Source organism: Streptomyces sp. NPDC007945, from assembly GCF_042958885.1.
Lineage (GTDB): Bacteria > Actinomycetota > Actinomycetes > Streptomycetales > Streptomycetaceae > Streptomyces.
The window spans coordinates 824,243-848,830 of sequence record NZ_JBIBJV010000002.1; the positions used below are offsets into that span (position 1 = coordinate 824,243).

The window sequence follows — 24,588 nt, forward strand, 5'->3', positions numbered from 1 at the left end:
GGGCCCCGCCGCCGTCAGGGGCGGCGGATCGGCTCCTGGATCTCGGTGACCCAGCCGGCCGGGTCCTCGGGGCACTCCAGGTACAGCTCGCGGGCGTGGCCGGCGGAGGCGTACCCGTTGGTGTCGATCCAGGCGGCGAGGGCCTGCGCGGTCGGCAGGACGTCGTCCATGGAACCGCGGTGCACCACGGTCGCGGCCTCGAAGCCCTCCAGCACGTGCACGAGCACGCCCTCCGCCTCCGTGCCCTCCGGCACGGTCATGCCGGCGTGCACGACGACCGAGCCGTCGCCCTTCCCGGCGTCCTCGTAGAAGGCGATACCCGGCCCGAACCCGGTGACCCCGGCGGCCTCCAGCCGGCCGCACAGCTCCTCGTACAGCGGCCCGATGACGGGCGCGATCGCCTCCGGTTCGAAGCCGGTGGCCGACGCGCTCAGTTCGGCGATCCGGACGGCCGGGATCTTCTTGACGACGACGTCCTGCGTGGACATGCGTCCCTCGCTCTCGATGGCTCGGAGCCGCGCGCCGACCTGGGCGAGCCGGGCCCGCGCCGCCTCCAGGGCCGCTTCCAGCTCGGCCTGGCGCAGCCGCAGCATCCCCCGCAGCTCGTCCGCGCCGATCTCGTCGTCGAGGATGGCCCCCACCTGTTCCAGCGTGAAGCCGAGGTCCTTGAGCGCGATGACGCGGTTGAGCCGCGCGAGCTGGCCGGCCGTGTAGAAGCGGTAACCGCTGTGCGGGTCGACGTGGGCCGGGCGCAGCAGTCCGATCGCGTCGTAGTGACGCAGCATCCGGACCGACACCCGCCCGTGTCGGGCGAAGTCTCCGATGGTGAACATGACGCCCCCTACGGAACGGCCTCACACGGTGTGAGGGTCAAGCGGCGTCAGGCGGCGCTGCTCAGGGAGAGCTTCACGGCGAAGCCGAGGAAGAGGGCGCCGGCGGCGGAGGTGGCGCCGGCGGAGAGGCGCTTGCGGCGGCGGAAGGCGGCGGCGAGGCGGGTGCCGCTGAAGATCAGCGTCGTCAGGTAGAGGAAGCTGCCGAGCTGGAGCAGGGTGCCGAGGACCAGGAAGGAGAGCGCCGGGTAGGCGTAGGAGGGGTCCACGAACTGCACGAAGAAGGAGATCAGGAAGAGGATCGCCTTCGGGTTGAAGAGGCTGATGACGAGCGCCCGGCGGTAGGGGCGCTCGGCGGGGCCGGTCTCCGCCGCCTCGGCCGCGGCCTCGGCGGGCTCGCGGCGGGAGCGCCACGTGGCGAGGGCGGCGCGGAGCATGCCGTACGCCATCCAGGCCAGGTAGCCGGCGCCCGCGTACTTGACGACGGTGAAGAGCAGCGGGGTGGTCTGGAGCAGGGAGGCCGCGCCGAGGGCGGCCAGCGTCATCAGGATCGTGTCGCCGGTGAAGACGCCGGCGGCGGCCTTGTATCCGGTCCGGGTGCCCTTGCGGGCGGCGACGGACAGCACGTACAGCGAGTTCGGCCCCGGCAGGAGGATGATGAGGACGAGCCCGGCGAGATAGGTCGGCAGATCGGTGACACCCAGCATGGAGCGGAGTGTCGCACACCGGTACGACACTCCGCTTTCACGTTTCAACCGTCGGACGAAACGGGCGTTCGGTCAGAAGACGTCGCTGGGCGTGTAGGTGCCCCAGACCTCGCGGAGGGCGTTGCAGACCTCGCCGACGGTGGCGCGGGCCTTGAGGGCGTCCTTCATCGGGTAGAGGACGTTGTCGGTGCCCTCGGCCGCCTTCTTCAGGGCGGCGAGGGCGGCGTCGACGGCCGGCTGGTCGCGCTCGGCGCGCAGCTTGGCGAGGCGCTCGGCCTGCTGGGCCTCGATGGCCGGGTCGACGCGCAGCGGCTCGTAGGGCTCCTCGACGTCGATCGTGTAGCGGTTGACGCCGACGACGACCCGCTCGCCGGAGTCGGTGTCCTGCGCGATCCGGTACGCCGAGCGCTCGATCTCGTTCTTCTGGAAGCCGCGCTCGATGGCGTTGACCGCGCCGCCCAGCTCCTCGACCTTCGCCATGAGTTCGAGGGTGGCGGCCTCGACGTCGTCGGTCATCTTCTCGACCACGTACGAGCCGGCGAAGGGGTCGACGGTGGCGGTCACGTCGGTCTCGTACGCGAGGACCTGCTGGGTGCGCAGCGCCAGGCGGGCGGACTTGTCCGTGGGGAGCGCGATGGCCTCGTCGAAGGAGTTGGTGTGCAGCGACTGCGTGCCGCCGAGCACGGCCGCCAGGCCCTGGACGGCGACGCGCACGAGGTTGACCTCGGGCTGCTGGGCCGTCAGCTGCACGCCGGCGGTCTGGGTGTGGAAGCGGAGCATCAGCGACTTGGGGTTCTTCGCGCCGAACTCCTCCTTCATCACCCGCGCCCAGATCCGGCGGGCGGCGCGGAACTTCGCGACCTCCTCCAGGATCGTCGTGCGGGCCACGAAGAAGAAGGAGAGCCGGGGGGCGAAGTCGTCGACGTCCATGCCGGCCGCGACGGCGGTGCGGACGTACTCGATGCCGTCGGCGAGGGTGAACGCGATCTCCTGCGCGGGCGAGGCGCCGGCCTCGGCCATGTGGTAGCCGGAGATCGAGATCGTGTTCCACTTCGGGATCTCGGCCTTGCAGTACTTGAAGATGTCCGCGATCAGCCGCAGCGAGGGCTTGGGCGGGAAGATGTACGTGCCGCGGGCGATGTACTCCTTCAGCACGTCGTTCTGGATCGTGCCGGTGAGCTTCTCGGCGGGCACGCCCTGCTCCTCGCCGACCAGCTGGTACATCAGCAGGAGGAGGGCGGCGGGGGCGTTGATCGTCATCGACGTGGAGACCTTGTCGAGCGGGATGCCGTCGAAGAGGACCCGCATGTCGTCGACGGAGTCGATGGCCACGCCGACCTTGCCGACCTCGCCGCTGGCGATCGCCGCGTCGGAGTCGTGGCCCATCTGGGTGGGCAGGTCGAAGGCGACCGACAGGCCCATCGTGCCGTTGTCGATCAGCTGCTTGTACCGGGCGTTGGACTCCACGGCGGTGCCGAAGCCGGCGTACTGCCGCATCGTCCACGGCCGTCCGGTGTACATCGACGGGTAGACGCCTCGCGTGAAGGGGTACGCACCCGGTTCGCCCAGCTTCTCCGCCGGGTCCCAGCCCTCCAGGGCGTCCGGGCCGTAGACCGGCTCGATGGGCAGTCCCGACTCCGACTCGCGTGCCATGTGCTGTGCCTCCCGTGTGATGTGCTGCCGCGCTCCTGCTACCGACCCTCGCGACGGACTGTAGCGGCGGGTGCGCGGTCCGGTGGAGGTCAGCAGGCTGGGACCTTGCTCACAACATCGGCGGTTCGCCCGGCCGGAGGCGCAACCGCGGGCGAACGGGAAGCATCCCTATGGGCACAGTCGAGTTCCCGGGGGGCCACCATGAAGCGTTCGTCCGTCATACGCAGAGCCGTGCTCGCGACCGCCGCCGTCGCGCTCGTCGCCACGGGCTGTACGGCCCAGGCGGCCGGGCCCGGCGGCGGGGCGCGGGCCTCCGGGGCTCCGACGGCGAGCGCGCCCGCTCCGGCGGGCGGCGGCTCCACCCCGCCGGCCGCGTCGGCCTCGTCCGCGCCGACGCCCGGTGGTTCCGCGTCCGGCGGGTCCGCGCCCGGCGGGTCCGACGCCAAGCCGTCGTCGCCCGCGCCCGCGCCCGCGGCGAAGGTCCTCATGGCGGACGGCGACGAGAACGAGCAGGTGCGCGAGCTCCAGGCGCGGCTGCGGCAGCTCGACCACTTCGACCGGGCGCCCACCGGCTTCTACGGTTCGATCACGGGGAAGGCGGTCTCGGCCTTCCAGAAGAAGCGGGGGCTGCCCGCGACGGGCTCGGTGGACGAGGCGACCTGGCAGCGGCTCGTCGGCCTGTCGCGGAAGCCGACGGCGGACGAGCTGGAGCCGTCGACGACCAACGAGCTGGACGCGCCGGCCGCGGCCTGCATGAAGGGCCGGGTGCTCTGCATCAGCAAGGAGAGCCGGACGCTGGCCTGGATGATCGACGGCCGGGTGGTGTCGTCGATGGACGTGCGCTTCGGCTCGGAGAACACGCCCACCCGCGAGGGCACCTTCGCGGTGGGCTGGAAGGCGAAGGACTGGACGTCGACGATCTACCACACGCCCATGCCGTACGCGATGTTCTTCAGCGGCGGCCAGGCGGTGCACTACTCGTCGGACTTCGCGGCCCGCGGCTACAACGGGGCCTCGCACGGCTGTGTGAACGTCCGGGACCGGGCGAAGCTCGCGGCCCTCTTCGACCAGGTGAAGGTCGGCGACAAGGTCGTCGTCCACTGGTAGCGGACGGGGCGGGAAGAAGGGGCGCGGGTGGGGCCGGGGGAACGTGCCCCACCCGCGCCGGGTGCGCGGAGCCGTAGGTACGGGGGGAACCCCGGCTCTCTGCGCGGCCGATGACCAGTCGGCTCACTCAGTACTGCGCCGACGGGCCCGAAAGTGTCACACCCGCGTCGCCGGGGCTCCCCCGGCGGCGCCGGCCGGGGCGAGCGCGAGGGGCTTCGCACCCGCCGTGACCTGCGTCTTCGTCTGCTCCTGCGACTTCTGCCGCTCCGGCGACTTCGCCCGGGGCTTGGCTTTCGGCCGGTCCTTCGGGTCGGACCGGTCGGCGCCACCGCCGCTCCGGCCGCGCTTGCGGCCGGGGTCGGTGGGCGTCGGGACGGTGCCGCGGCCGATGTCGGTGCCGGTGTCCCGGTTCCCCTCGTCCCCGCCCGTGCCCGGGCCGTCGCCGTCGGCGCCCTCGTCGTCGCCCCCGCCCTTCCCGCCGGGCCTGTCGGCGGCGGGGCCGAGGAGGGCGTCGCAGTAGGCGCGCAGGGACTGGCCGGTGCGCAGGGCGGCGGTGAGCCGCCGGCGGCCGGCCTCGTCGAGGCGGCCGGAGCGGTAGTCGCCGCAGGCCTCGGCCCTGGCCTCGCGGGTGTCGCCGTCCCGGCCGCCGGTGTCGTCGTCCCCGTCGCGGCCGGTGGGCTCGGCGGAGGGGGTGGTGCCGGGGCGGGTGGTCGCGGGGGTGCCGTCCCGCGGTTCGGGCGTGGGGGTGGTGCCGGGGGTGGACGGGTCCGGGGCGGCGCTCCGCGTCGGGTCGGGGAGGCGGCGGATCCCGGCGGTGGGTTCGCCCGGTCCGCCGGTCGGGACCGCGGGGTCGGCGGCGGTGGCCGTACGGGACGGTTCCCGGTCGACCAGCGGGAGGACTCCGGTGCCGGCGGCCACGGCGACGCCGCCGACGGTGACGGCGGCGAGCGCGGCGGCGAGCCCGTACCGCAGGGAGCGACCCCAGCGGCGGGCGGCGCCGGGCGCCGCCGTGCGGGCGGCGGACGCGGCGCGGGCGGTGGCGGCGGTGCGGAAGGCGGCGAGGGCGGCCTCCTCCCCGGCGAGCGGTTCGCCGGCGGCGGGGGCAGAGGGGACCCGGACGGTGGCGAGGGCGTCGGCGAGGGCGGCGGCGCCGGCGCGGCCCGCCGGGTCCGCGGGGTCGACGGGCTCACCCCGGAGCAGCCGCTCCGCGGCGTCGGGATCGAGCCACTGGTACCGCTCGTCGGCCATCACATGTCCTTCTGCGTACGCGGACGCCAATGCGTCACACCGCCGGGGGCTATGAACCCGGGATTCCGGCCGCGCTGCGGGGGCACTCCGCCGAGGCCCGGCGCCCCGTCGCCGGCTTCGTCGCCGGGGTCCGCTCCGGCGGCGGCCGCGTCGACGCCGAGGAGTTCGGCGAGCTTCTTCAGGCCGCGGTGCGCGGCGGTGCGGACGGCGCCGGGGCGCTTGCCGAGGGCCTCGGCGGCGGACTTGGCGTCGAGGCCGACGACGACGCGCAGGACGACGGCCTCGGCCTGGTCCTGCGGGAGGCGGGCGATGAGTCGCAGGGTGTCGTCGGTGGAGAGCGCCTCCAGGGCTTCGCCTGCGGTGTCGGAGTCGGCGGGCTTGTCGGTCAGTTCGGTCTCGTCGCCGCCGGAGGCGGGGCGGCGGCCGCGCATCCGGAGGTGGTCCAGGGCGCGGTTGCGGGCGATCCGGGCCGCCCAGCCGCGGAAGCGGTCCGCGTCGCCGCCGAAGCGGTCGAGGTCGCGGGCGATCTGGAGCCAGGCCTCCGAGGTGACGTCCTCGGCGTCGGCGTCCCCGACCAGCGTGCGCATGTAGCCCAGCAGACGGGGGTGCACGGCGCGGTACACAGTACGGAAGGCGTCTTCGTCCCCGTTCTGCGCAGCGAGCACCGCGGCCGTCAGCTCCGCGTCGTCCCCCAGCACTCCCCAAACCCTGTTCGTCGTCGCGTCCGCGCGCGCGTCAGCACGTCGCCGGCGGAATCGGGGCTGGTCATCGCCGCCGGGTCCGCTTCGCGCTCCAGCACGCTACGTCGCTTCCCGGTGTCGCGTCCACGCGGGGCGGGCACCTTGTGCAACTTGCAACCTTCGCTCCGGTGCGGGCGGTGTGACAGAAACCGCACGCCCGGCGCTGTATGGAGTACGGAGCCGTGCTGCGGCTCCGTGGATGACGACCGGGGCCTCTCCTGTGGGGGGTGGCGGCCCCGGTCGTCTCCCTTTTCCGGGGGTGTTCCAGGGCGGACCCTTACCCCGATGGGCGTTTCATCCCACTTTCACGCCATAGGACACACCACCCGAAAGAAGTCTCCCCCCAGAGTGTCAACCACTCGTTGACAGTGCAGGCACTGTCAACCTAAGGTTGCCTCATGACGCAGCCCGTGGTTCCTCAGATCAGCATCCGTCTCGACGAACTCATCGAAGCGATCAAGAAGGTCCACCCCGACACGCTGGACCAGCTCTCCGGAGCGGTCATCGCGGCGGACTACCTCGGCGAGGTCGCCGACCACCTCATCGGCCACTTCGTCGACCAGGCCCGCCGCTCCGGCGCCTCCTGGACCGACATCGGCCGCAGCATGGGCGTCACCCGCCAGGCCGCCCAGAAGCGCTTCGTCCCCAAGGACCCCGACACCGAGAAGATGGACCCGAACGCCGGGTTCGCCCGCTTCACCCCGCGCGCCCGCTCGGTCGTCGTCGCCGCGCAGAACGAGGCGATCGCCGCGCGGAACGCGGAGACCGTGCCCGGCCACCTCGCCCTCGGCCTGCTCGCCGAGCCCGAGGGGCTCGCCGTCCTGTGGATCACCTCGCAGGGCGTCACCCCCGAGCAGCTGCGCGAGGCGGTCACGCCCACGCTGCCGCCCGCCGTCGAGGAGGTGCCGTCGCTCCTCCCGTACGACGCGGCGGCGAAGAAGGTGCTCGAACTGACCTTCCGCGAGGCGCTGCGGCTCGGGCACAACTACGTCGGCACCGAGCACATCCTCCTCGCGCTCCTGGAGCACGAGGACGGGGCGGGCGTGCTGAGCGGCCTCGGCCTGGAGAAGACCACGGCCGAGCGGCAGATCTCCGAACTCATCGCCTCCGCGACGGTCGAGGTGCCCACCGAGGGCTGAGCCTCAGGCGGTACGGGCCCGGCGGGAGACCACCGCGCGCAGCACCCGGCCGCCCTCGACGGAGAGCTCACGCGCCCGGCGCAGTCCCGTCGGGCCGTGGGCGACCGCGTCGAGCACGGCCAGCTGCCGGCGGAGCTCACCGGCCTGCAGCGGGCCGTCCTCGCCCACGTCGTACAGGCGGTGCACGGCGAGCGCCACGGCCGAGCACCGCTCGGCCCAGGTACGCAGGGGCGCCTCGGCCCACGCGTCGGGCATCCCGTCGGCCATCGCGCGCACCAGGGTGACGACCCCGCCCTCGTCGGCGGCCCCGCCGCCCGCGCCGTCCAGCCCGACCCGCGCCTTGCCGACGGCCTCGGCCCAGGCGGCGCCGTCCGCGCGCGCGACCGCCGCCCACACCGGCCGCAGCACCTCGGCCCGGTCGGGCGCGAGCAGCGGCAGGCACCGGTCCAGACAGGCGAGCCCGGCGGCGGCGAGGCCGCGCCCGTCGGTCCCGTCGATCAGCTCCACCAGACTCCGGCCCGTACTCGACGTCATGGACGCCTCCTCGCCACCCGATGCGGACTCTCTACGTCCACTTCTGCGCCGAAGGGCGCTTTCTCGTCACTTGGCGGCCGAAAGCATGCCAGTGGCCTTGGTGTGCTGCATAGAGGTCAGACGGCGTACGAACAGAATCGCGAGGACGCCGGCGGTGCGGGTGGAGACGTGTCCGAAGCCGCCGGAACGTATGCCAGGCGGAGGCGTTCCGTCCAGGGAGTGGCCGCAGCTCAGCCGCGTACCTTCGTCGCCAGGGCGCGGAATTCGGACCAGGGGCGCGTGGGTGTGCGGGGGTCCCACACCTTCTGGGAGAGGGCCGCGAGCGGGAGGCGGATGCCGGCGGCCACCTGGTCCTGGGTCTGGGCGCCGGACAGGTCGCACCAGACGGCGAACCGGGCGCCCCGGATCTGCGCGTCGTAGCGGGCCGGGACGGGCGTGGTGCCGCGGACGACCAGCGGGGTCCACTGCTCGTAGATGCGGCGGCCGGTCGGGTACGTGAAGGCGTTGGGCTCGCCGAGCACGTAGTAGAGGTACTCGTCGTTGAGGTTGACCAGCCTGCGGCCCGCCTGGAGGTACGCGAGCGGCGGCCGGGCGCCGTACTCCTTGCCCGTCCAGTACTCGACCTCGATGTCCTTCGCCGCGCTCACCACGCCGCCGGCGAAGAAGCCGTCGTTCCAGGCCTTGAGGGTCTTGCCGGTGGGCCGGACGGTGGCGGCGCGGTCGTTGAGCCAGTCGGTCGCCAGGTCCTGGACGCGGCCGGAGGGGCCGTACGCCTCCCGGGCCGCGCGGGCGAGCCCCGGGTAGGTCGCCTCGGGGTTCTTCGCCATCAGCGCCACGTATTCGTCGGCGCCGAGGTGCCAGTAGGCGCCGGGGAAGAGCGCGGTGTACTCGCGCAGCAGGTCGTCGACGATCCTGGCCGCGTCCGGGTCGGAGATGTCGACGGCGCCGCGCGGGGTGCGGCCGCTGACGCTGACCAGCTGGAGGTCCGGGTGGGCGGCGATGACCGCGCCGAGGTGCCCGGGCGAGTCGATCTCGGGGACGACGGTGACGTGCCGGCTCGCGGCGAGGGCGAGGATCCGGCGGACCTCCGCCTTGGTGAGGTGCTGCTTCGACACGACCTCGGGGTGCGAGTCGGACTCGATCCGGAAGCCCTGGTCGTCGGAGAAGTGCAGCCCGAGCTGGTTGAGCTTGAGGTCGCCCATCTCCCGGATCCGGTCCTCCAGCCAGGCGGCGGTGAAGTGCTTGCGGGCGATGTCGACGTTGAGCCCGCGCTGCGGTTTCGCCGGGCGGTCCGCGACCGTGCCCTCGGGCATCGCGCCGCTGCCCTTCACCGACTGCTTGAGGGTGCGGGTGCCGTAGAAGACGCCGGCCTCGTCGGGCCCGGTGATCCGGACCCGGCCGTCCTTCACGGTGAGCGTGTACGACTCGGCGGCGCCCTCGCCGCCGAGCGCCAGCTCGACGTCGCCCGGTCCCGCCGCGGCCTCGCCGCGGTAGCGCAGCCCCAGTTCCTGGGCGAGCAGCCGGCCCTCGTCGGCGAGGCCCGCGCTGCCGGCGCCGAGGACGACCCCGGCCCGCGCGGCGGGCTTCCAGCCGGGCCCGCGGGCCGGCTCGTGGGAGCGGACGGCGGGGACGGTGCGGGGGGTCCGGGAGAGCGGGTAGGTCCGGGTGGGCGTGGGGCTCGGGGTCGGCGCGGCGGTGGGCTTGGCGGCCGAGGTGGTCGCCGCCGGGGCCGTACCGGAGGGTGACGGGGCGTCCGCGCCGGAGGGGGAGCCGCCCGAGCAGGCCGCCACGGTGGTCAGGGCCACCGCGGCCGCCAGGAGAGCCGGGCCGCGCAGGGGGCCCCTTGGGGAGTGCCGCATCCCACGCATCCTCCCCCACCCGGGCCGACCCGGCCAATCGCGGGGCGCGCTTCCCCACCGGCAGGAACGGAATCTTCACGTCCATCACACGTTCCTAAACTCTCCCTTCCGGGTGAAATTCGCGCACTCGTCGGACACTTCCCCCGTCCCGTCGATAACGTTGTGTCACGCCCACCCCATTCGTCCCGCCGTCCCGGAGCCCACGCTGACCAGCGACACCCATGCCCCCTGCCGCAAGCCGGGTCCGGCGGACGCCCCTGCCATACCCGCCCAGAAGTCCTCCGGCGCCCCGCACGGCCTGCTGTCGCTGAACGCCGCCGCCCCGGCCGAGGCCGTGGAACGGCTGCTCTCCTGCTGCCACAGCCGCCGCTGGGCCGAGCGGATCGCCGCCCACCGGCCGTACCCCACGGTGGACGCCCTGCTGGCCGCCGCCGAGGAGGCCGGGTACGACCTGACGGGCGCCGACCTCGACGAGGCGCTGGCCGCCGAGTCCTCCGCGCTGCCCCACCCGGACGCGCCGCCGGCCGCCCGGACCGCGCTGCGCGCCGCCCACGCCGCGTACGAGAGCCGCTTCGGCCATGCGTTCGTCATCAGCCTGGACGGGGTGCGGCCGGGCGAGCGACTTGACGTGGTCCTGGCCGGAATCCGGTCACGTCTCGGCAACGAACCGGAGGAGGAGCGGGTCGTCGCGGCCGACGAACTGCGCCGGCTGGCCCGCTCCCGGCTCGCCTTCGCGCTCGCCCGGGAGCTCACCCCGGCCTGGCGGAACCCGTGATTCTCCCCGGAATCGCCCGAAACGGCCTCGGACGATAGCCCGTCCGTGCCTGTTTGATCACACTGAAGGACCCCGCGCGAACGAACCGACAAGTCGTCGCTACGATGACCGGGGCCGGTGGACCGTACCCGGCCGGGCCAGACCGACAGAGAAGCCGGCCGGGCCCCGATCCCCGCTCCCGGAGGGTTTTTCCGTGCCGGCTGGAACGCTGTACCGCGGCCGGGAAGGAATGTGGTCCTGGGTGGCTCATCGAGTCACCGGCGTCCTCATCTTCTTCTTCCTGTTCGTACACGTGCTGGACACCGCTCTCGTCCGCGTCTCGCCCGAGGCGTACGACGAGGTCGTCGCGACCTACAAGACGCCGATCGTCGCTCTTCTGGAGTACGGCCTGGTCGCCGCCATCCTCTTCCACGCGCTGAACGGCCTCCGGGTCATCGCCGTGGACTTCTGGTCCAAGGGCCCCCGCTACCAGAAGCAGATGCTCTGGACCGTCGTGGGCATCTGGGTCGTGCTGATGGCCTTCTCGCTGTACCCGATCCTCGGGCACGCCGCACGTGAACTGTTCGGGAGCTGACGCGCCTCATGTCCGCTGACACCACCTCCTCGATCGGTCCCGTCAAGGACACGTCCTTCGACGTGGACAACCCGGCCCCGTACATCGAGGCCCCCCGCAAGCGCACGGGCAAGACCCCGCGCGCGACCCGCGGCAACTTCGAGATGGCCGCGTGGCTCTTCATGCGCCTCTCGGGCGTGGTCCTCGTGGTCCTCGTCCTCGGCCACCTGCTGATCCAGCTCTTCCTGGACGGCGGCGTCTCCAAGATCGGCTTCGCCTTCGTGGCCGGCCGCTGGGCGTCCCCGTTCTGGCAGGTCTGGGACCTGCTGATGCTGTGGCTGGCCATGCTGCACGGCGCCAACGGCCTCCGCACGGTCATCAACGACTACGCGGAGCGCGCCAACACGCGCCTGTGGCTCAAGGGCCTGCTGTACACCGCCACGGTGTTCACCATCCTTCTGGGCACGCTGGTGATCTTCACCTTCGACCCGAACATCCGCTAGCCACGGGGCTGAGGTAATCCACGTCATGAAGATCCACAAGTACGACACCGTCATCGTCGGCGCCGGCGGCGCCGGCATGCGCGCCGCCATCGAGGCGACGAAGCGCAGCCGCACCGCCGTGCTGACGAAGCTCTACCCCACCCGCTCCCACACGGGCGCCGCGCAGGGCGGCATGGCCGCCGCGCTGGCCAACGTGGAGGAGGACAACTGGGAGTGGCACACCTTCGACACGGTCAAGGGCGGTGACTACCTGGTCGACCAGGACGCCGCCGAGATCCTGGCGAAGGAGGCCATCGACGCCGTCCTCGACCTGGAGAAGATGGGCCTGCCGTTCGGCCGCACGCCCGAGGGCCAGATCGACCAGCGCCGTTTCGGCGGTCACTCCCGCAACCACGGCGAGGCCCCGGTCCGCCGGTCCTGCTACTCGGGCGACCGCACCGGCCACATGATCCTCCAGACCCTCTACCAGAACTGCATCAAGGAGGGTGTGGAGTTCTTCAACGAGTTCTACGTCCTCGATCAGCTCATCGTGGAGGAGGACGGCGTCAAGAAGTCGGCGGGCGTCGTCGCGTACGAGCTGGCCACCGGCGAGATCCACGTCTTCCAGGCGAAGGCGGTCATCTACGCCTCCGGCGGCACCGGCAAGTTCTTCAAGGTGACGTCGAACGCCCACACCCTGACCGGTGACGGCCAGGCCGCCTGCTACCGCCGCGGCCTGCCCCTGGAGGACATGGAGTTCTTCCAGTTCCACCCGACGGGCATCTGGCGCATGGGCATCCTGCTCACGGAGGGCGCCCGCGGTGAGGGCGGCATCCTCCGCAACAAGGACGGCGAGCGCTTCATGGAGAAGTACGCGCCGGTCATGAAGGACCTCGCGTCCCGTGACGTCGTCTCCCGCTCCATCTACACGGAGATCCGCGAGGGCCGCGGCTGCGGTCCCGAGGGCGACCACGTCTACCTGGACCTGACGCACCTCCCGCCGGAGCAGCTCGACGCCAAGCTCCCGGACATCACCGAGTTCGCCCGTACGTACCTCGGCATCGAGCCGTACACGGACCCGATCCCGATCCAGCCCACCGCGCACTACGCCATGGGCGGCATCCCGACCAACGTCGAGGGTGAGGTCCTGGCGGACAACACCACCGTCGTGCCGGGCCTGTACGCGGCCGGCGAGGTCGCCTGCGTGTCGGTGCACGGCGCCAACCGCCTCGGCACCAACTCGCTGCTCGACATCAACGTCTTCGGGCGCCGCGCGGGCATCGCCGCCGCCGAGTACTCCCACACGCACGACTACGTCGAGCTGCCGGAGAACCCGGAGTCCCTGGTCGTCGCGCAGATCGAGAACCTGCGCAACTCCACGGGCAGCGAGCGGGTCGCCGACCTGCGCCGCGAGCTCCAGGAGACGATGGACGCCAACGTGATGGTGTTCCGCACGGAGCAGACCATCAAGACGGCCGTCGAGAAGATCGCCGAGCTGCGCGAGCGCTACAAGAACGTGTCCATCCAGGACAAGGGCAAGCGCTTCAACACCGACCTCCTGGAGGCCATCGAGCTGGGCAACCTGCTCGAACTGGCCGAGGTCATGGCCGTCTCGGCCCTGGCGCGCAAGGAGTCCCGCGGCGGTCACTACCGCGAGGACTACCCGAACCGCGACGACGTCAACTTCATGCGCCACACGATGGCGTACCGCGAGGTCGGCGAGGACGGCTCCGAGACCGTGCGTCTCGACTACAAGCCGGTCGTGACGACCCGCTACCAGCCGATGGAGCGTAAGTACTGATGGCCACCCCCGTTCTGGACAAGGTCGAGGCGGAGTCCGCCGCCTCCCCGTACATCACGGTCACCTTCCGGATCCGCCGCTTCAACCCCGAGATCTCGGACGCGGTGGTCTGGGAGGACTTCCAGGTCGAGATCGACCCGAAGGAGCGCGTGCTCGACGGTCTCCACAAGATCAAGTGGGACCTCGACGGCACGCTGACCTTCCGTCGCTCCTGCGCGCACGGCATCTGCGGTTCCGACGCCATGCGGATCAACGGCAAGAACAGGCTCGCCTGCAAGACGCTGATCAAGGACCTCAACCCCGAGAAGCCGATCACCGTCGAGCCCATCAAGGGCCTCACGGTGCTGAAGGACCTCGTGGTCGACATGGAGCCCTTCTTCCAGGCGTACCGCGACGTCATGCCCTTCCTCATCACCAAGGGGAACGAGCCGACCCGCGAGCGCCGGCAGTCCCCCGAGGACCGCGAGCGCTTCGACGACACCACCAAGTGCATCCTGTGCGCCGCGTGCACGTCGTCCTGCCCGGTCTTCTGGAACGACGGCCAGTACTTCGGTCCGGCCGCGATCGTCAACGCGCACCGCTTCATCTTCGACTCGCGCGACGAGGGCGGCGAGCAGCGCCTGGAGATCCTGAACGACAAGGACGGCGTGTGGCGCTGCCGCACCACGTTCAACTGCACGGACGCCTGCCCGCGTGGCATCGAGATCACGAAGGCGATCCAGGAGGTGAAGCGCGCGCTCATCACGCGTCGCTTCTGATCCCGTCGCAGTGCCGCGGAAGGCCCCGTCTCCCCCTGGGAGGCGGGGCCTTCCCGCGTCCGGAGGCCCGGCGCCGAGGGGCGGACCGGGCACACCGGCAGCGGGTTCAGCGCGGCCAGTGGGGGAGGTCCGGGTCGGCCTCGGCGGCGAGCATGACGCGGCGCAGGAGGTCGTTCAGGGTGGCGCGCTCGGCGGGGTCGAGGACGCCCAGGAGGCGCTCCTCCTCGTGGCCGAGGACGTCCATGGCGCCGACCCAGACGGTCCGGCCCTCCTCCGTGAGCTCGACGACGACCCGGCGGCGGTCGGTGGTGGAAGGGGTGCGGCGGACCAGACCGCGCTTCTCCAGGGCGTCGAGCCGGCCGGTGACCGAGGCGGGGGCCAGGTCGAGGTCCTGGGCCAGCTCGGAGGGGGCGGCGGAGCCGCCGCGGCCGGCCAGCTTGTGCAGGGTGTCGAACTCGTGGCGTTCGAGGTCGAAGTCGAGGAGGGACTGCTCGCGGACCCGGCGGAGGTGGACGGAGAGCTTCTTCATCCGGGTGACCGCGCCTTCGACGACGGGGTCGAGCTCGGGCAGGACGGGCTGCCAGCGGGCGACGTGGCCGTCGGTCCAGTCCTGTGCCTGGGGCGCTGCGGGGTCCGGCTGGTTCATGGGGCGATCGTACGTGCGGGGGCCCGGCCGCCTCCCGTAGAGATATTTCGTTGCCGAATTATTCGACACCGAAATATCCTGCGCCCATGGCCGCTCCCGTCACCGCCCCGCCTCCCGTCCTCCACCCGCTGCGCACCCGCCCCTTCCGACTGCTCTTCACCGGACGGGTCCTCTCCCTCACCGGCGACGCCGTGATCCCCGCCGCGCTCGCCCTCGCCGTCCTGGAGGCCACCGGCTCCACCGGCGCGCTCGCCCTGGTCCTCACCTGCGCGATGGTCCCCAAGCTGCTCCTGCTGCCCGTCGGCGGGGTGCTCGCCGACCGCTTCGACGCCCGCTCCATCGCGCTCGCCATGGACCTCGTCCGGTGCGCCGCCCAGCTCCTCGTCGGCCTCCAGCTCCTCGGCGGCAGCCCCACCCTGTGGCTGATCGCGACCGCCTCGGCCGTCGGCGGGGCGGCCGGCGCCTTCGCCATGCCGACCTCCTCCCCGCTGGTGCGCGGGACGGTGGCCGAGGCCGCACTGCACCGGGCCAACGCCGCCATGGGGATCGCGTCCAGCGCGACCCGCGTCGGCGGGCCCGCGCTCGCCGGCGCGCTCGTCCTCACCGTCGGACCCGGCTGGGCCTTCGTCCTCGACGCCGCCTCCTTCGCGGTCGGCGCCGCGCTCCTCGCCGTCCTGCGGATCGACCGGGTGCCGGTCCCCCACCGGCCCTTCCTGACCGATCTACGCCAAGGCTGGCGGGAGGTCAGGTCCCGCGACTGGTACTGGACCAGCCTCGTCGCGCACAGCGCCTGGAACGGCGCCGCCGCCGTCCTCATGACCCTCGGCCCCGCGATCGCCCTCGACCGGCTCGGCGGGGCGGGCGCCTGGGTGCTGCTGCTCCAGGTCGGCGCGGTGGGGCTGCTCGCCGGCTCCCTGCTCGCCGACCGGCTCAGCCCCGCGCGGCCCGTCCTCGCCGCCAACCTGGCCCTGGCGAGCTACGCCCTGCCGCTGCTGCTGCTCGCCGCCGGGGCGCCCGCCTGGGCCGTCATCGGCGCGTACGGGCTCGCACAGGCGGGCCTCGGCTTCCTCGGCCCCGTCTGGGACACGGTCGTCCAGCGGACGATCCCCGAGCAGGTGCTGGCCCGGGTGGTCTCGTACGACTCGCTCCTCTCCTTCGCCGCGATGCCGGTCGGGTACGCGCTCGCGCCGCTCGCCGCCGACGCGTGGGGCCCGGGCGTCCCGCTGGCCGTGGCGGCGGTCCTGGTCGGCGGCTGCTGCCTGGCGACGGCGCTCGTCCCGGGGGTGCGGGGGGTGCGCTGAGGAGGTCGGGGACGGCGGGAACGGGGCGAGGAGCGGGTGACCGTCCCGACGGCGTCCTCGCGGGCCACCGACACCGAGCAGGCCGGGCCGGCGGTCACCCCGCGGCCGCGGCGGGGGTGCCTACTCCGGCCAGGAAGCCGGTCAGCAGGGCCAGGGTCTCCTCGGGGCGCTCCAGGGCGGGGAGGTGGCCGGCCCAGGCGAGCTCGACGGGGCGGGCGTCGGGGAGGAGCTCCGCGAGCCGGTCGCCGATCGCGCGGAAGTCGGGGACGTCGTGGGCGCCGGTGACGACGAGGGCGGGCACGGTGACCCCCCGGAGGTCGTCCTCGGTGACGCCGGAGGGTTGGGCCTCGTGCTCCTCGGGGACGGGGAGCTGGAGCTCGAAGGCCCGGCGCTGCATGGCGTGGACGAGGGCGCGGGCCTCCGGGCCGGCGTCGGGGCCGCACCACAGGTCGACGTTGAGGGCGGTCGCGGCGTCCACGTCACCGGCCTCCAGGAGGGCTCCCTCGCGCGTGAAGAAGGCACGGAGCTCGGGGCCCGGCTCGTGCTCGACCGGGGCGGCGGCGCAGAGCAGGGCGAGCGCGGCCGTGCGGCCGGGGTGGCGGACGGCGACGTCGAGGGCGACCTCGCCGCCGAAGGAGGAGCCGACGAGGACGGCCCGGTCGACGCCGAGGGCGTCGAGGAGGTCGCGGACGTCGTCCGCGTGGACGTGGGGCGCGTCGACGGGGGTCTCGCCGAAGCCGCGGAGGTCGCAGCGGACGACCCGGTGCCCGGCGTCGGCGAGGGCCTGGAACTGGCCGTCCCACATCCGGCGGTCGCAGACCCCGGAGTGCAGCAGGACGACGGTCTGGGGGCCGGTGCCGGCCGTGTCATGAGAGAGCGTCACCCGCGTGACTGTAGACGCTCCTGACTCCCCCGGCCATGACTTTCTCCCGCGACTTGAACACGTTCAAGAGGAGGTCTACAGTCATGCCTGCCAGCATTTGAACGCGTTCAAGGGAGCGTGGGGCATGGACCTCACTGTCGTCGCGTACATCGCCTACCTGCTGATCAGCGTGGCCCTCACCATCTGGGTCGCCCGCACCCTCAGCCGCAACGGAAGGATCTTCCTCGCCGACGTGCTGCACGGGAACGAGAAGCTCGCGGACGCCGTCAACCACCTCCTGGTGGTCGGCTTCTACCTCGTCAACTTCGGCTTCGTCGCCCTCTACCTGCGCCAGGACCAGACCGTCGCCGACGCCCGGGAGCTCTTCGAGGCCCTGTCCGTCAAGCTCGGCGTCGTCCTGCTCGTCCTCGGCGTGATGCACCTCGGCAACGTCTACGTCCTCAACCGGATCCGCCGGCGCGGCGCCATGGAGCGCGAGCAGGTCCCGCCGGTCGCCCCGCAGGGCTGGACCGGCGGCCCCAAGCCCGGCCCCTGGGCCCCGCCCGCCCCGCAGGCCTGAACCGGGCCCGGCCATGACCACCACCACCGCCCGCCGGGAAGACCCCCCGGAGGCCTCCGGGGAAACCCGCCGGGGCACCCCCGTCCGCCGCCTCACCGTCCTGTACGACGCCGAGTGCCCGCTCTGCGTCCACCTCAGGCACTGGCTGCTGCGCCAGCGGCAGCTCGTGCCGCTGGACCTCGTCCCCGCCGGCTCGCAGCGGGCCCGGGACCTCTTCCCCGACCTCGACCACGCCGCCACCCTGCGGGAGATCACCGTGATCGGGGACCGGGGCCAGGTCTACACCGCCTCGGCCGCCTGGATCGTCTGCCTCTGGGCCCTGGCCGACCACCGGCCCCGCGCCCACTGGCTCGCCACCCCCGCCGGACAGCCCCTGGCCCGCGCCGCCGTCCTCGCCGCCTCCAGGTGGCGGGAGGCGCTCAAGGGCCCCGGCGGCGGGGGCGGTGACTGCTCCGACGGGCACTGCGAGGCGCCCGGTCCGCCCGGTTAGGCTCGACCACGTGACGGAAGAGAAGAAGGCCCCGGACACCGCGCAGGCCCCGGACACCCCGAAGGCCGCGAAGGCCCCGAAGAGCGAGCAGACCCGGACGCTCATCCTGGAGACCGCGCTGCGGCTCTTCCGGGAGCGGGGCTACGACAAGACCACCATGCGGGCCATCGCCCAGGAGGCAGGGGTCTCGGTCGGGAACGCCTACTACTACTTCGCGTCCAAGGAGCACCTGGTCCAGGGCTTCTACGACCGGATCGCCGAGGAACACCAGGCGGCCGTCAAGCCGGTCCTGGAGGGCGGCGAGAAGGAACTCGTCGCCCGCATCAGGGGCGTGCTGCTCGCCTGGCTCGACATCGCGGAGCCGTACCACGAGTTCGCGGCGCAGTTCTTCAAGAACGCCGCCGACCCGGACAGCCCGCTCTCGCCCTTCTCCCCCGAGTCGGAGGGACCGCGCGAGGCGGCGATCGAGGTGCACCGCAGGGTCATCTCCGGCGCCTCGGTCAAGGTCGACCCCGAACTGTCCGAGGCCCTGCCCCAGCTGCTGTGGCTCCAGCAGATGGGGCTCGTCCTCTTCTGGGTCTACGACCGCTCCGAGGGCGCCGCCAACAGCCGTCGCCTGGTGGAGCGCCTGGCCCCGGTGACCGCGCGGGCGATCTCGCTCTCCCGCTTCCGGATCCTGCGCCCGCTGGTCAAGGAGACCCACGAACTGCTCGCCGACTTCATGCCGACGGCGGCCGGGATGGCAGCGTCGGGACGGCCCCGCAGGACCGCCCCGAAGAAGGACTGAGCGCGGCCCCGACCGACGCCGGGAGCACGGCTCAGATCCAGAAGAGCTCCCACAGCCGCCAGATGCCGGTGCCGTCGGAGAGGTTCTGCGAACCGCCGACGGCCTCGGTGGCGAGGACGTAGTCGTTCTTCTGCCAGAGCGGGACCAGCGGCACGTCCTGGGCGACCACGTCCTGGATCGTCTTGAAGTCGCGGGTGGCGCGGGCCCGGTCGCCGTACTGCTGGGTCTCGGCGATCAGCCGGTCGACGGTCCTGCTGGAGTAGCCGCTGGAGAGGGCGTTCCCGGTGCCGACGAGCGGGGCGGTGAAGCTGTCCGAGTCGGGGAAGTCGGGGAGCCAGCCGACGGTGTAGGCGTCGTAGGCGCCACTGGTGTAGCCCTTCTGGAACGCCTGCCAGTCGGCCTCCACCACCTTCACCTCGAAGAGGCCGGTCTTCTCCAGCTGCTTCTTGATCTCGGCGGTCTCCGCCTCGTACGCGGCGTCCTGGCGGTAGCCGAAGGTGAAACGGACCGGCGTCGCCACCCCGGCGTCCGCCAGGAGCTTCGCCGCCTTCGCCTGGTCCGGCGCCGGGTAGCGGTCGTAGAAGGCCGTGCTGTGGCCGACGAAGCCCTGCGGGATCAGGGAGTACAGCGGCTCGACCGTGCCCTTGTAGGTGCCGGTGGTGATGGCCGGGCGGTCGAGGACGGCCGCGACCGCCTGGCGCACCGCCTTCTCCGCCATCACCGAGCCGGGCCGGGTGTTGAAGTTGATGTTGCGGATCTCGGCACTCTCCGCCTGGGTGAGCCGGGTGCCGCCGTGGGTGTCGAGGCCCTCCACGAAGGACGGCGGGAGCTGGCGGTGCGTCACCTGGACGTCGCCGGACCTCCACGCCTCCGCCAGGTCCTCGGACTGCTTGAAGTACTTCACGAGGACCGGGCGGCCCGTCGCCGCCAGCGCGCCCCGGTACTTCGGGTTGGGCTCCAACAGGGCGCTCCGGCCGGGCTTGTACTCCTTGAGGAGGTACGGGCCGGTGCCGTCGACGGCGTGGTCCTGGCGCAGGGTGTCGGCCTCGTAGCGGTCGCGGTCGACGATCGACCCGGCGCCGGTGGCCAGCTTCAGCGGGAAGGTGGCGTCACGGGCCCCGAGGCGGAAGGTGACGGTGCGGCCGTCGGCCACCACGCTCTTCAGGGTGGGGAAGAGCGGGGCGGGACCGACCTCCGCCTTGATCTTCAGCATCCGGTCGAAGGAGTACTTGACGTCCTCGGCGGTCACCTTGCGCCCGCTGGAGAAGCTGAGGTCGTCGCGGAGCGTGCACTGGTACGTGGTCAGCTTGTCGCCCACGAACCTGCAGCTCTCGGCGGCGTCCGGGGTCGGGGTGGTGAAGCCCGGCTTGAAGGTCAGCAGCGACTGGTAGACGTTGCCGTAGAGCGCCCAGGAGCCGGCGTCGTACGCTCCGGCCGGGTCCAGCGAGGTGACCTCGTCGGTCGTACCCACGGGGATGGGGTCGGTGCGCCCCTCGTCGGAGGGCAGGAGTTGCCAGCCCCCCACCCCCGCGGCCACCAGTACTCCACAAGTGATGAGGATCCGGAGACGGACCGTCGACCGCATTGCCGTGCTTCCTTTTTTCGTGCAAACGCCCCAAAGAGCGACGGCCCCCGAATCGTCGCGTTTGCGCCACCCAATCACACGGCTTTCACAGGGGGAAGAGGAAATCTTCACACGACATGCATATGTCCGGGAAATGCGAATTTAAGTCGATGAGCAGCACGTATCGACCCCGGAGCACGGAGTGACAATCGCCGATTACGCCTGTTTCGAGGCGAGTTGGACGAGGGTGATGTCGGACGGCGCACCGACCCGGACCGGAGGCCCCCAGGCGCCCGCCCCCCGGGAGACGTACAGCTGGGTGTCGCCGTACCGCTCCAAACCGGCCACGGTCGGGTTGGCGAGCCCCGCCAGGAGGTTGCCGGGCCAGAGCTGGCCGCCGTGGGTGTGACCGGAGAGCTGGAGGTCGACGCCGTGCGCGACGGCGTCGTCGATGACGACCGGCTGGTGGGCGAGGAGGACGGCCGCGCGCGAGCGGTCGCGGTCCCCGAGCGCCCGGACGAAGTCGGGGCCCTGCCCCTCGGACTCGCCGGCCACGTCGTCGACGCCCGCGAGGTCGAAGCCCGCGGCGATCTCCAGGCGCTCGTTGCGCAGCGGCCGCATGCCGAGCTCGCGGACGTGGTCGACCCAGGCGTCGGCGCCGGAGAAGTACTCGTGGTTGCCGGTGACGAAGAAGGAGCCGTGCCGGGCGCGCAGCCCGGCGAGCGGCTCGGCGGCCGGCCCGAGGTTCTCCACGGTGCCGTCGACGAGGTCGCCGACGACGGCGATCAGATCGGGCTGCGTGGCGTTGATCGCGTCGACGATCCGCTGCGCGTGCGCCCGGCCGAGGGTCGGCCCGAGGTGGATGTCGGAGACGACCGCGATCCGGTACCCGTGCGCGGCCCGCGGCAGCTTCGCCAGCGGCACGGTCACCCGCTTGACCCGGGGCCCGCGCAGCACCCCGTACGCCCCGTTCGCCACGGTCCCCGCGGCGACGGCGGCGGCGGCCCCGCCGACCACCCGCGAGACGAAGAGCCGCCGCGACACGCCCCCGACGGGGGCGGACTGCGGCTCGGGGGCGGGTGCGGGGGTGGGTGCGGGCTCGGGGGCGGGCTCGGGGGCGGGTGCGGGTGCGGGCTCCGGCAGCCTCTCCGGTACGGGAACGGGCGCGGGCGCCGGTACGGGCGCGGCCGCCCCGGTCCGGGCCGGGCTCTCGGCCGCCGCCGGGACCGCGGCCCCGGCGCCCGCCGCCCGCCGCGCGAGCCACCGCGTCAGGAGCGGCCGCACGGCCTCCCCCACCACGAGCGCGAGCACCAGGTACAGCAGCGTCGCGAGCCACAGGAAACCGGGCCAGGCCACTGCCTGCTGCACCGCGAACGGCACCCCCGCCCGCCCCGAGACGAGCGCCGCGACCGACAGCACGGGCAGCGCGATCACCGCCCCCGTGCCGATCCGCCGCGCGAGCCCGCCGGGCGCGGTCACGTCCCGGACCATCCGGCGCCACACGTACCAGTGCACGAGGGCGAGCAGCCCGAGAACCACGACCAGGAAGAAGGCGATCACGCCCGGAACCTCACTTGTGTCAGTCGGCGGAGCGGCGGGAGGCACGCACCCCGCGCAACCCGATCACGCCGATCACCGTCCCCAGAACAAAGGACGTCACGGCGAGCAGCAGATGGACCCAGAAGTAGGCCGTCGGGTCCCCCGCGTCGTCGAACGCGAGACCGCTGCCGTCGTTCCATAGGTTTTTGATGAAAGTGACCCAGATGACCCAGCTCCAGACTCCGAACGCGAGCAGGAACCAGGAGACGCGACGGCTGAGCTTCATGGGCCCAGTATCACCGGCCGCCCCACCGACCCCGCGTCCGGGTGGACCGGTGGGCGCGGGAGGGGGCGCGGGGTTCGGATCGGCGGTGCGGGCATGTACGTTCTCGGTCGTGTCTGTTTCGAACAGGACCGCTGGTGCGGTCGCCGCCGCTGTGTTGCTTCCGTTCGCGATCGGTGTCGGGCCCGCCCATGCCGACGAGCCCGTGAAGCCGGGGGGCACGCCCACCGCCACGGCGACCGTCTCGGCCTCCGCCACGCCGACCGCCTCGCCGCAGCCCCGGCCGCCGGCGAACATGTCGTCGGTGGGCGGGGCGCTCCTCGGGCTGCCGGGGACGCAGGTGAAGCTGGGGGCCGGGGCGCCGGTGCTGCCGAAGGAGCTGTCGGCGCGGTCGTGGATCGTCGCGGACGCGGAGAGCGGCGCGGTGCTCGCCTCGCACAACGCGCACTGGCGCCTTGCGCCCGCCTCCACGCTGAAGATGCTCTTCGCGGACACGCTGCTGCCGAAGTTCACGGACCCGGGGCGGGCGCACCTGGTGACCGCCCAGGATCTGGCGGGGATCGGCGCGGGGTCGAGCCTCGTGGGGATAAAGGAGAAGCAGAGCTACACGGTCCGGGACCTGTGGCTGGGCGTCTTCCTGCGGTCGGGCAACGACGCCGTGCACGTGCTGACGCAGATGAACCAGGGACTCGCGAAGACCGTCGCCGAGATGAACGCGCACGCGGCGGAGCTCCAGGCGCTCGACACGCAGGTGAAGTCGCCGGACGGCTACGACGCGCCGGGGCAGGTCTCGTCCGCGTACGACCTGACGCTGATCGCCCGCAGCGGCATGCAGAAGCCGGCGTTCCGGGAGTACGCGGCGACCCCGCGCGCCGCCTTCCCCGGCGAGGCGAAGCCGGGCAAGAAGCGCGAGACCTTCGAGATCCAGAACACCAACCGGCTGCTGACCGGTGACTTCGGCCTCGCCCCGTACCAGGGCATCGCCGGGGTGAAGAACGGCAACACCACGCACGCGGGCGCCACCTTCACGGGGGTCGCCGAGCGGAACGGGCGGGTGCTGCTGGTGACGGTGATGAACCCCTCGTCGAAGGAGCAGCACGCGGTCTACAAGGAGGCGGCGCGGCTGCTCGACTGGGGCTTCGCGGCGGCCGGGAAGGTGACGCCGGTGGGCGAGCTGGTGGCGCCGCGCAACGTGGTGCCGGTGGCGCGACCCTCGGGCGGTACGGAGTCGGGGGCGGCGGCGGCGCCGGAGCGTCCGCAGTCGGCCGCGCCTGCCGTCGCGGCGGGTGCCCACGGGGGGTCGGGCGGCGTCGGCATCGCGCTGGCGGTCGCGGGCGGGGTGCTGGTGCTGCTCGCGGGCGCGGTGTTCCTGGTCAACCGGCGCTGGCCGGCGGTGGGACGGCCTCGTCCTCGTCCGTCGGCGGCCGGGTCCGACGCGGCTCCGGCTCCTGATCCCGGGGCGGCTCCTTAGCGTCCACGGCCGTCCAGGCCGAGCAGAACAGCAGGAGCTTCGCGGTGAAGTTGATCCACAGGAGCAGGGCGACCGGCACGCCGAAGGCCCCGTACATCGACTTCGCCGCGACTTCGCGCATGTAGCCGCCGAGCAGGAGCTTGAGGAGTTCGAAGCCGGCCGCGCCGATGAGGGCGGCCACCACGAGCCGGCGGCGGGGCGGTTCGACGCCGGGCAGCGGCTTGAGGACGTAGAGCAGGATCAGGAAGTCGGCGGCCATCGCCACGAGGACGGCGGCGGCCTGGAGGACGACGCCGCCCGCGCCGCCGCCGGAGAGGCCGATCCGGTCGGCGCTCCAGCCGACGGCCGTGGAGCCGAGCCAGGAGGCGGCGAGCGAGCAGAGGGCGACGCCGCCGAGGCCGCAGAGGACGATCGCGTCCTTGCCCTTGCGGACCACCGGGTTGCCCTCGTCGGTGTCGTCGAGCCGCCAGACCGCGCGCAGGCAGTCGCGCATCGAGCCGATCCAGCTGATGCCGGTGAAGAGCAGGACGGCGCCGGCGACGAGGCCGACGGTGCCGGCGTTGGCGACGAGGGCGCCGATGTCGAGCTGGTCGGAGATGCCGGGGACCTGGTCGGAGAGCTTGTCCTCGATCCGTGCGAGCTGGTCGTCGGTGAGCAGCGCGGCGCCGATGGCGGCGGCGACGGTGATCAGCGGGAAGAGGGCGAGGAAGGAGAGGAAGGTGATGGCGGCCGCGAGCCGGGTCCAGTGCACCTCGTCGAGCCGCTCGTAGGAGCGCCAGGCGTGCGTCCTCATCAGCCGGGCGAGCCAGGGGCCGATGACGGGGAGCTTGGTCAGCCAGTCCATGACCCGAGCATCCCCCGGTCGCGGGCGGGGTGCGG

The 24,588-nt window shown here is 72.7% G+C and carries 25 protein-coding genes; 12 read left to right on the forward strand and 13 right to left on the reverse strand.

Annotated elements, in window-relative coordinates:
- Window positions 1-14: 14 nt before the first annotated feature.
- The 3 genes from ACFZCF_RS09065 to ACFZCF_RS09075 all read right to left on the reverse strand — a co-directional run bounded on the left by ACFZCF_RS09065 (window position 15) and on the right by ACFZCF_RS09075 (window position 3,190).
- The gene (locus ACFZCF_RS09065; RefSeq protein WP_391285596.1) at window positions 15-833 is read right to left on the reverse strand and encodes a GyrI-like domain-containing protein; all 819 of its coding nucleotides are present in this window, start codon (window positions 831-833) and stop codon (window positions 15-17) included.
- Window positions 834-880: 47 nt separating this feature from the next.
- Entirely contained in the window at window positions 881-1,537 is a 657-nt protein-coding gene (gene leuE / locus ACFZCF_RS09070; RefSeq protein ID WP_391285598.1) for a leucine efflux protein LeuE, read from the reverse strand.
- 72 nt (window positions 1,538-1,609) lie between these two features.
- Window positions 1,610-3,190 carry a methylmalonyl-CoA mutase gene (locus ACFZCF_RS09075; RefSeq protein WP_388437355.1) on the reverse strand — a complete coding sequence of 527 codons (1,581 nt, stop codon included), beginning with the start codon at window positions 3,188-3,190 and terminating at the stop codon, window positions 1,610-1,612.
- 201 nt (window positions 3,191-3,391) lie between these two features.
- On the opposite strand from ACFZCF_RS09075, the gene ACFZCF_RS09080 reads away from it, so the two are divergent.
- Complete coding sequence (locus tag ACFZCF_RS09080) at window positions 3,392-4,297, forward strand: L,D-transpeptidase family protein (protein WP_391285600.1); 906 nt, start codon at window positions 3,392-3,394, stop codon at window positions 4,295-4,297.
- Window positions 4,298-4,453: 156 nt separating this feature from the next.
- Here the strand turns inward: ACFZCF_RS09080 and ACFZCF_RS09085 are convergent, their stop codons facing one another.
- Window positions 4,454-5,545: a hypothetical protein gene (locus tag ACFZCF_RS09085; protein ID WP_391285602.1), complete on the reverse strand. Its 1,092-nt coding sequence runs from the start codon at window positions 5,543-5,545 to the stop codon at window positions 4,454-4,456.
- A complete protein-coding gene (locus ACFZCF_RS09090) occupies window positions 5,545-6,243 on the reverse strand; it encodes an RNA polymerase sigma factor (RefSeq protein WP_388437364.1) in 699 nt (232 codons plus the stop codon). The genes ACFZCF_RS09085 and ACFZCF_RS09090 overlap by 1 nt, the downstream gene beginning before the upstream one ends.
- Window positions 6,244-6,683: 440 nt before the next feature.
- Here ACFZCF_RS09090 and ACFZCF_RS09095 point away from each other — a divergent pair, with 440 nt between their 5' ends.
- A complete protein-coding gene (locus ACFZCF_RS09095) occupies window positions 6,684-7,424 on the forward strand; it encodes a Clp protease N-terminal domain-containing protein (RefSeq protein ID WP_388437367.1) in 741 nt (246 codons plus the stop codon).
- 3 nt (window positions 7,425-7,427) lie between these two features.
- Here the strand turns inward: ACFZCF_RS09095 and ACFZCF_RS09100 are convergent, their stop codons facing one another.
- Together ACFZCF_RS09100 and ACFZCF_RS09105 are read right to left on the reverse strand one after the other, a co-directional pair.
- A complete protein-coding gene (locus ACFZCF_RS09100) occupies window positions 7,428-7,958 on the reverse strand; it encodes a hypothetical protein (protein ID WP_388437370.1) in 531 nt (176 codons plus the stop codon).
- A 230-nt stretch (window positions 7,959-8,188) separates the two neighbouring features.
- A complete protein-coding gene (locus ACFZCF_RS09105; protein ID WP_391285605.1) occupies window positions 8,189-9,817 on the reverse strand; it encodes a family 20 glycosylhydrolase in 1,629 nt (542 codons plus the stop codon).
- 160 nt (window positions 9,818-9,977) lie between these two features.
- On the opposite strand from ACFZCF_RS09105, the gene ACFZCF_RS09110 reads away from it, so the two are divergent.
- From ACFZCF_RS09110 to ACFZCF_RS09130, 5 genes are all read left to right on the forward strand, one after another.
- Window positions 9,978-10,592: a 2-oxo-4-hydroxy-4-carboxy-5-ureidoimidazoline decarboxylase gene (locus ACFZCF_RS09110; protein ID WP_391285607.1), complete on the forward strand. Its 615-nt coding sequence runs from the start codon at window positions 9,978-9,980 to the stop codon at window positions 10,590-10,592.
- A 193-nt stretch (window positions 10,593-10,785) separates the two neighbouring features.
- The gene (gene sdhC, locus ACFZCF_RS09115) at window positions 10,786-11,166 is read left to right on the forward strand and encodes a succinate dehydrogenase, cytochrome b556 subunit (RefSeq protein WP_078623754.1); all 381 of its coding nucleotides are present in this window, start codon (window positions 10,786-10,788) and stop codon (window positions 11,164-11,166) included.
- 8 nt (window positions 11,167-11,174) lie between these two features.
- Window positions 11,175-11,648, forward strand: a complete 474-nt coding sequence (locus ACFZCF_RS09120) for a succinate dehydrogenase hydrophobic membrane anchor subunit (protein ID WP_388437378.1) — start codon at window positions 11,175-11,177, stop codon at window positions 11,646-11,648.
- A 25-nt stretch (window positions 11,649-11,673) separates the two neighbouring features.
- A complete protein-coding gene (gene sdhA / locus ACFZCF_RS09125) occupies window positions 11,674-13,428 on the forward strand; it encodes a succinate dehydrogenase flavoprotein subunit (protein ID WP_391285610.1) in 1,755 nt (584 codons plus the stop codon).
- Window positions 13,428-14,186, forward strand: a complete 759-nt coding sequence (locus tag ACFZCF_RS09130) for a succinate dehydrogenase iron-sulfur subunit (protein WP_382799620.1) — start codon at window positions 13,428-13,430, stop codon at window positions 14,184-14,186. Before sdhA ends, ACFZCF_RS09130 begins: the two co-directional genes overlap by 1 nt.
- A 106-nt stretch (window positions 14,187-14,292) precedes the next feature.
- On the opposite strand, the gene ACFZCF_RS09135 is transcribed toward ACFZCF_RS09130, so the two are convergent.
- Window positions 14,293-14,832 (reverse strand): MarR family winged helix-turn-helix transcriptional regulator, encoded by a 540-nt coding sequence (locus tag ACFZCF_RS09135; RefSeq protein WP_388437386.1) that lies wholly within the window; start codon window positions 14,830-14,832, stop codon window positions 14,293-14,295.
- Window positions 14,833-14,918: 86 nt separating this feature from the next.
- Between ACFZCF_RS09135 and ACFZCF_RS09140 the strand changes: the two genes are divergently transcribed.
- Window positions 14,919-16,133 carry an MFS transporter gene (locus tag ACFZCF_RS09140; protein WP_391285613.1) on the forward strand — a complete coding sequence of 405 codons (1,215 nt, stop codon included), beginning with the start codon at window positions 14,919-14,921 and terminating at the stop codon, window positions 16,131-16,133.
- A gap of 94 nt (window positions 16,134-16,227) precedes the next feature.
- On the opposite strand, the gene ACFZCF_RS09145 is transcribed toward ACFZCF_RS09140, so the two are convergent.
- Complete coding sequence (locus ACFZCF_RS09145) at window positions 16,228-17,016, reverse strand: alpha/beta fold hydrolase (RefSeq protein WP_391285615.1); 789 nt, start codon at window positions 17,014-17,016, stop codon at window positions 16,228-16,230.
- A gap of 124 nt (window positions 17,017-17,140) precedes the next feature.
- Between ACFZCF_RS09145 and ACFZCF_RS09150 the strand changes: the two genes are divergently transcribed.
- The 3 genes from ACFZCF_RS09150 to ACFZCF_RS09160 are packed head-to-tail and all read left to right on the forward strand — an operon-like array spanning window position 17,141 to window position 18,852.
- The gene (locus tag ACFZCF_RS09150; protein ID WP_391285617.1) at window positions 17,141-17,575 is read left to right on the forward strand and encodes a hypothetical protein; all 435 of its coding nucleotides are present in this window, start codon (window positions 17,141-17,143) and stop codon (window positions 17,573-17,575) included.
- Window positions 17,576-17,588: 13 nt separating this feature from the next.
- The gene (locus ACFZCF_RS09155) at window positions 17,589-18,065 is read left to right on the forward strand and encodes a DCC1-like thiol-disulfide oxidoreductase family protein (protein WP_391285619.1); all 477 of its coding nucleotides are present in this window, start codon (window positions 17,589-17,591) and stop codon (window positions 18,063-18,065) included.
- 10 nt (window positions 18,066-18,075) lie between these two features.
- Complete coding sequence (locus tag ACFZCF_RS09160) at window positions 18,076-18,852, forward strand: TetR/AcrR family transcriptional regulator (protein ID WP_388437403.1); 777 nt, start codon at window positions 18,076-18,078, stop codon at window positions 18,850-18,852.
- Between the two features lie 31 nt (window positions 18,853-18,883).
- Here ACFZCF_RS09160 and ACFZCF_RS09165 read toward each other — a convergent pair whose 3' ends face one another.
- The 3 genes from ACFZCF_RS09165 to ACFZCF_RS09175 all read right to left on the reverse strand — a co-directional run bounded on the left by ACFZCF_RS09165 (window position 18,884) and on the right by ACFZCF_RS09175 (window position 22,241).
- Window positions 18,884-20,437, reverse strand: a complete 1,554-nt coding sequence (locus ACFZCF_RS09165) for an ABC transporter substrate-binding protein (protein WP_388437406.1) — start codon at window positions 20,435-20,437, stop codon at window positions 18,884-18,886.
- 195 nt (window positions 20,438-20,632) lie between these two features.
- Window positions 20,633-21,976 (reverse strand): metallophosphoesterase, encoded by a 1,344-nt coding sequence (locus ACFZCF_RS09170; RefSeq protein WP_391285622.1) that lies wholly within the window; start codon window positions 21,974-21,976, stop codon window positions 20,633-20,635.
- Window positions 21,977-21,995: 19 nt separating this feature from the next.
- Complete coding sequence (locus ACFZCF_RS09175) at window positions 21,996-22,241, reverse strand: SCO4848 family membrane protein (RefSeq protein WP_388437414.1); 246 nt, start codon at window positions 22,239-22,241, stop codon at window positions 21,996-21,998.
- Between the two features lie 109 nt (window positions 22,242-22,350).
- On the opposite strand from ACFZCF_RS09175, the gene ACFZCF_RS09180 reads away from it, so the two are divergent.
- Window positions 22,351-23,709 (forward strand): D-alanyl-D-alanine carboxypeptidase family protein, encoded by a 1,359-nt coding sequence (locus ACFZCF_RS09180; RefSeq protein WP_391285625.1) that lies wholly within the window; start codon window positions 22,351-22,353, stop codon window positions 23,707-23,709.
- Here ACFZCF_RS09180 and ACFZCF_RS09185 read toward each other — a convergent pair.
- Window positions 23,612-24,553: a YhjD/YihY/BrkB family envelope integrity protein gene (locus ACFZCF_RS09185; RefSeq protein WP_391285627.1), complete on the reverse strand. Its 942-nt coding sequence runs from the start codon at window positions 24,551-24,553 to the stop codon at window positions 23,612-23,614. The two genes, ACFZCF_RS09180 and ACFZCF_RS09185, sit on opposite strands and share 98 nt — an antisense overlap.
- Window positions 24,554-24,588 lie beyond the last annotated feature (35 nt).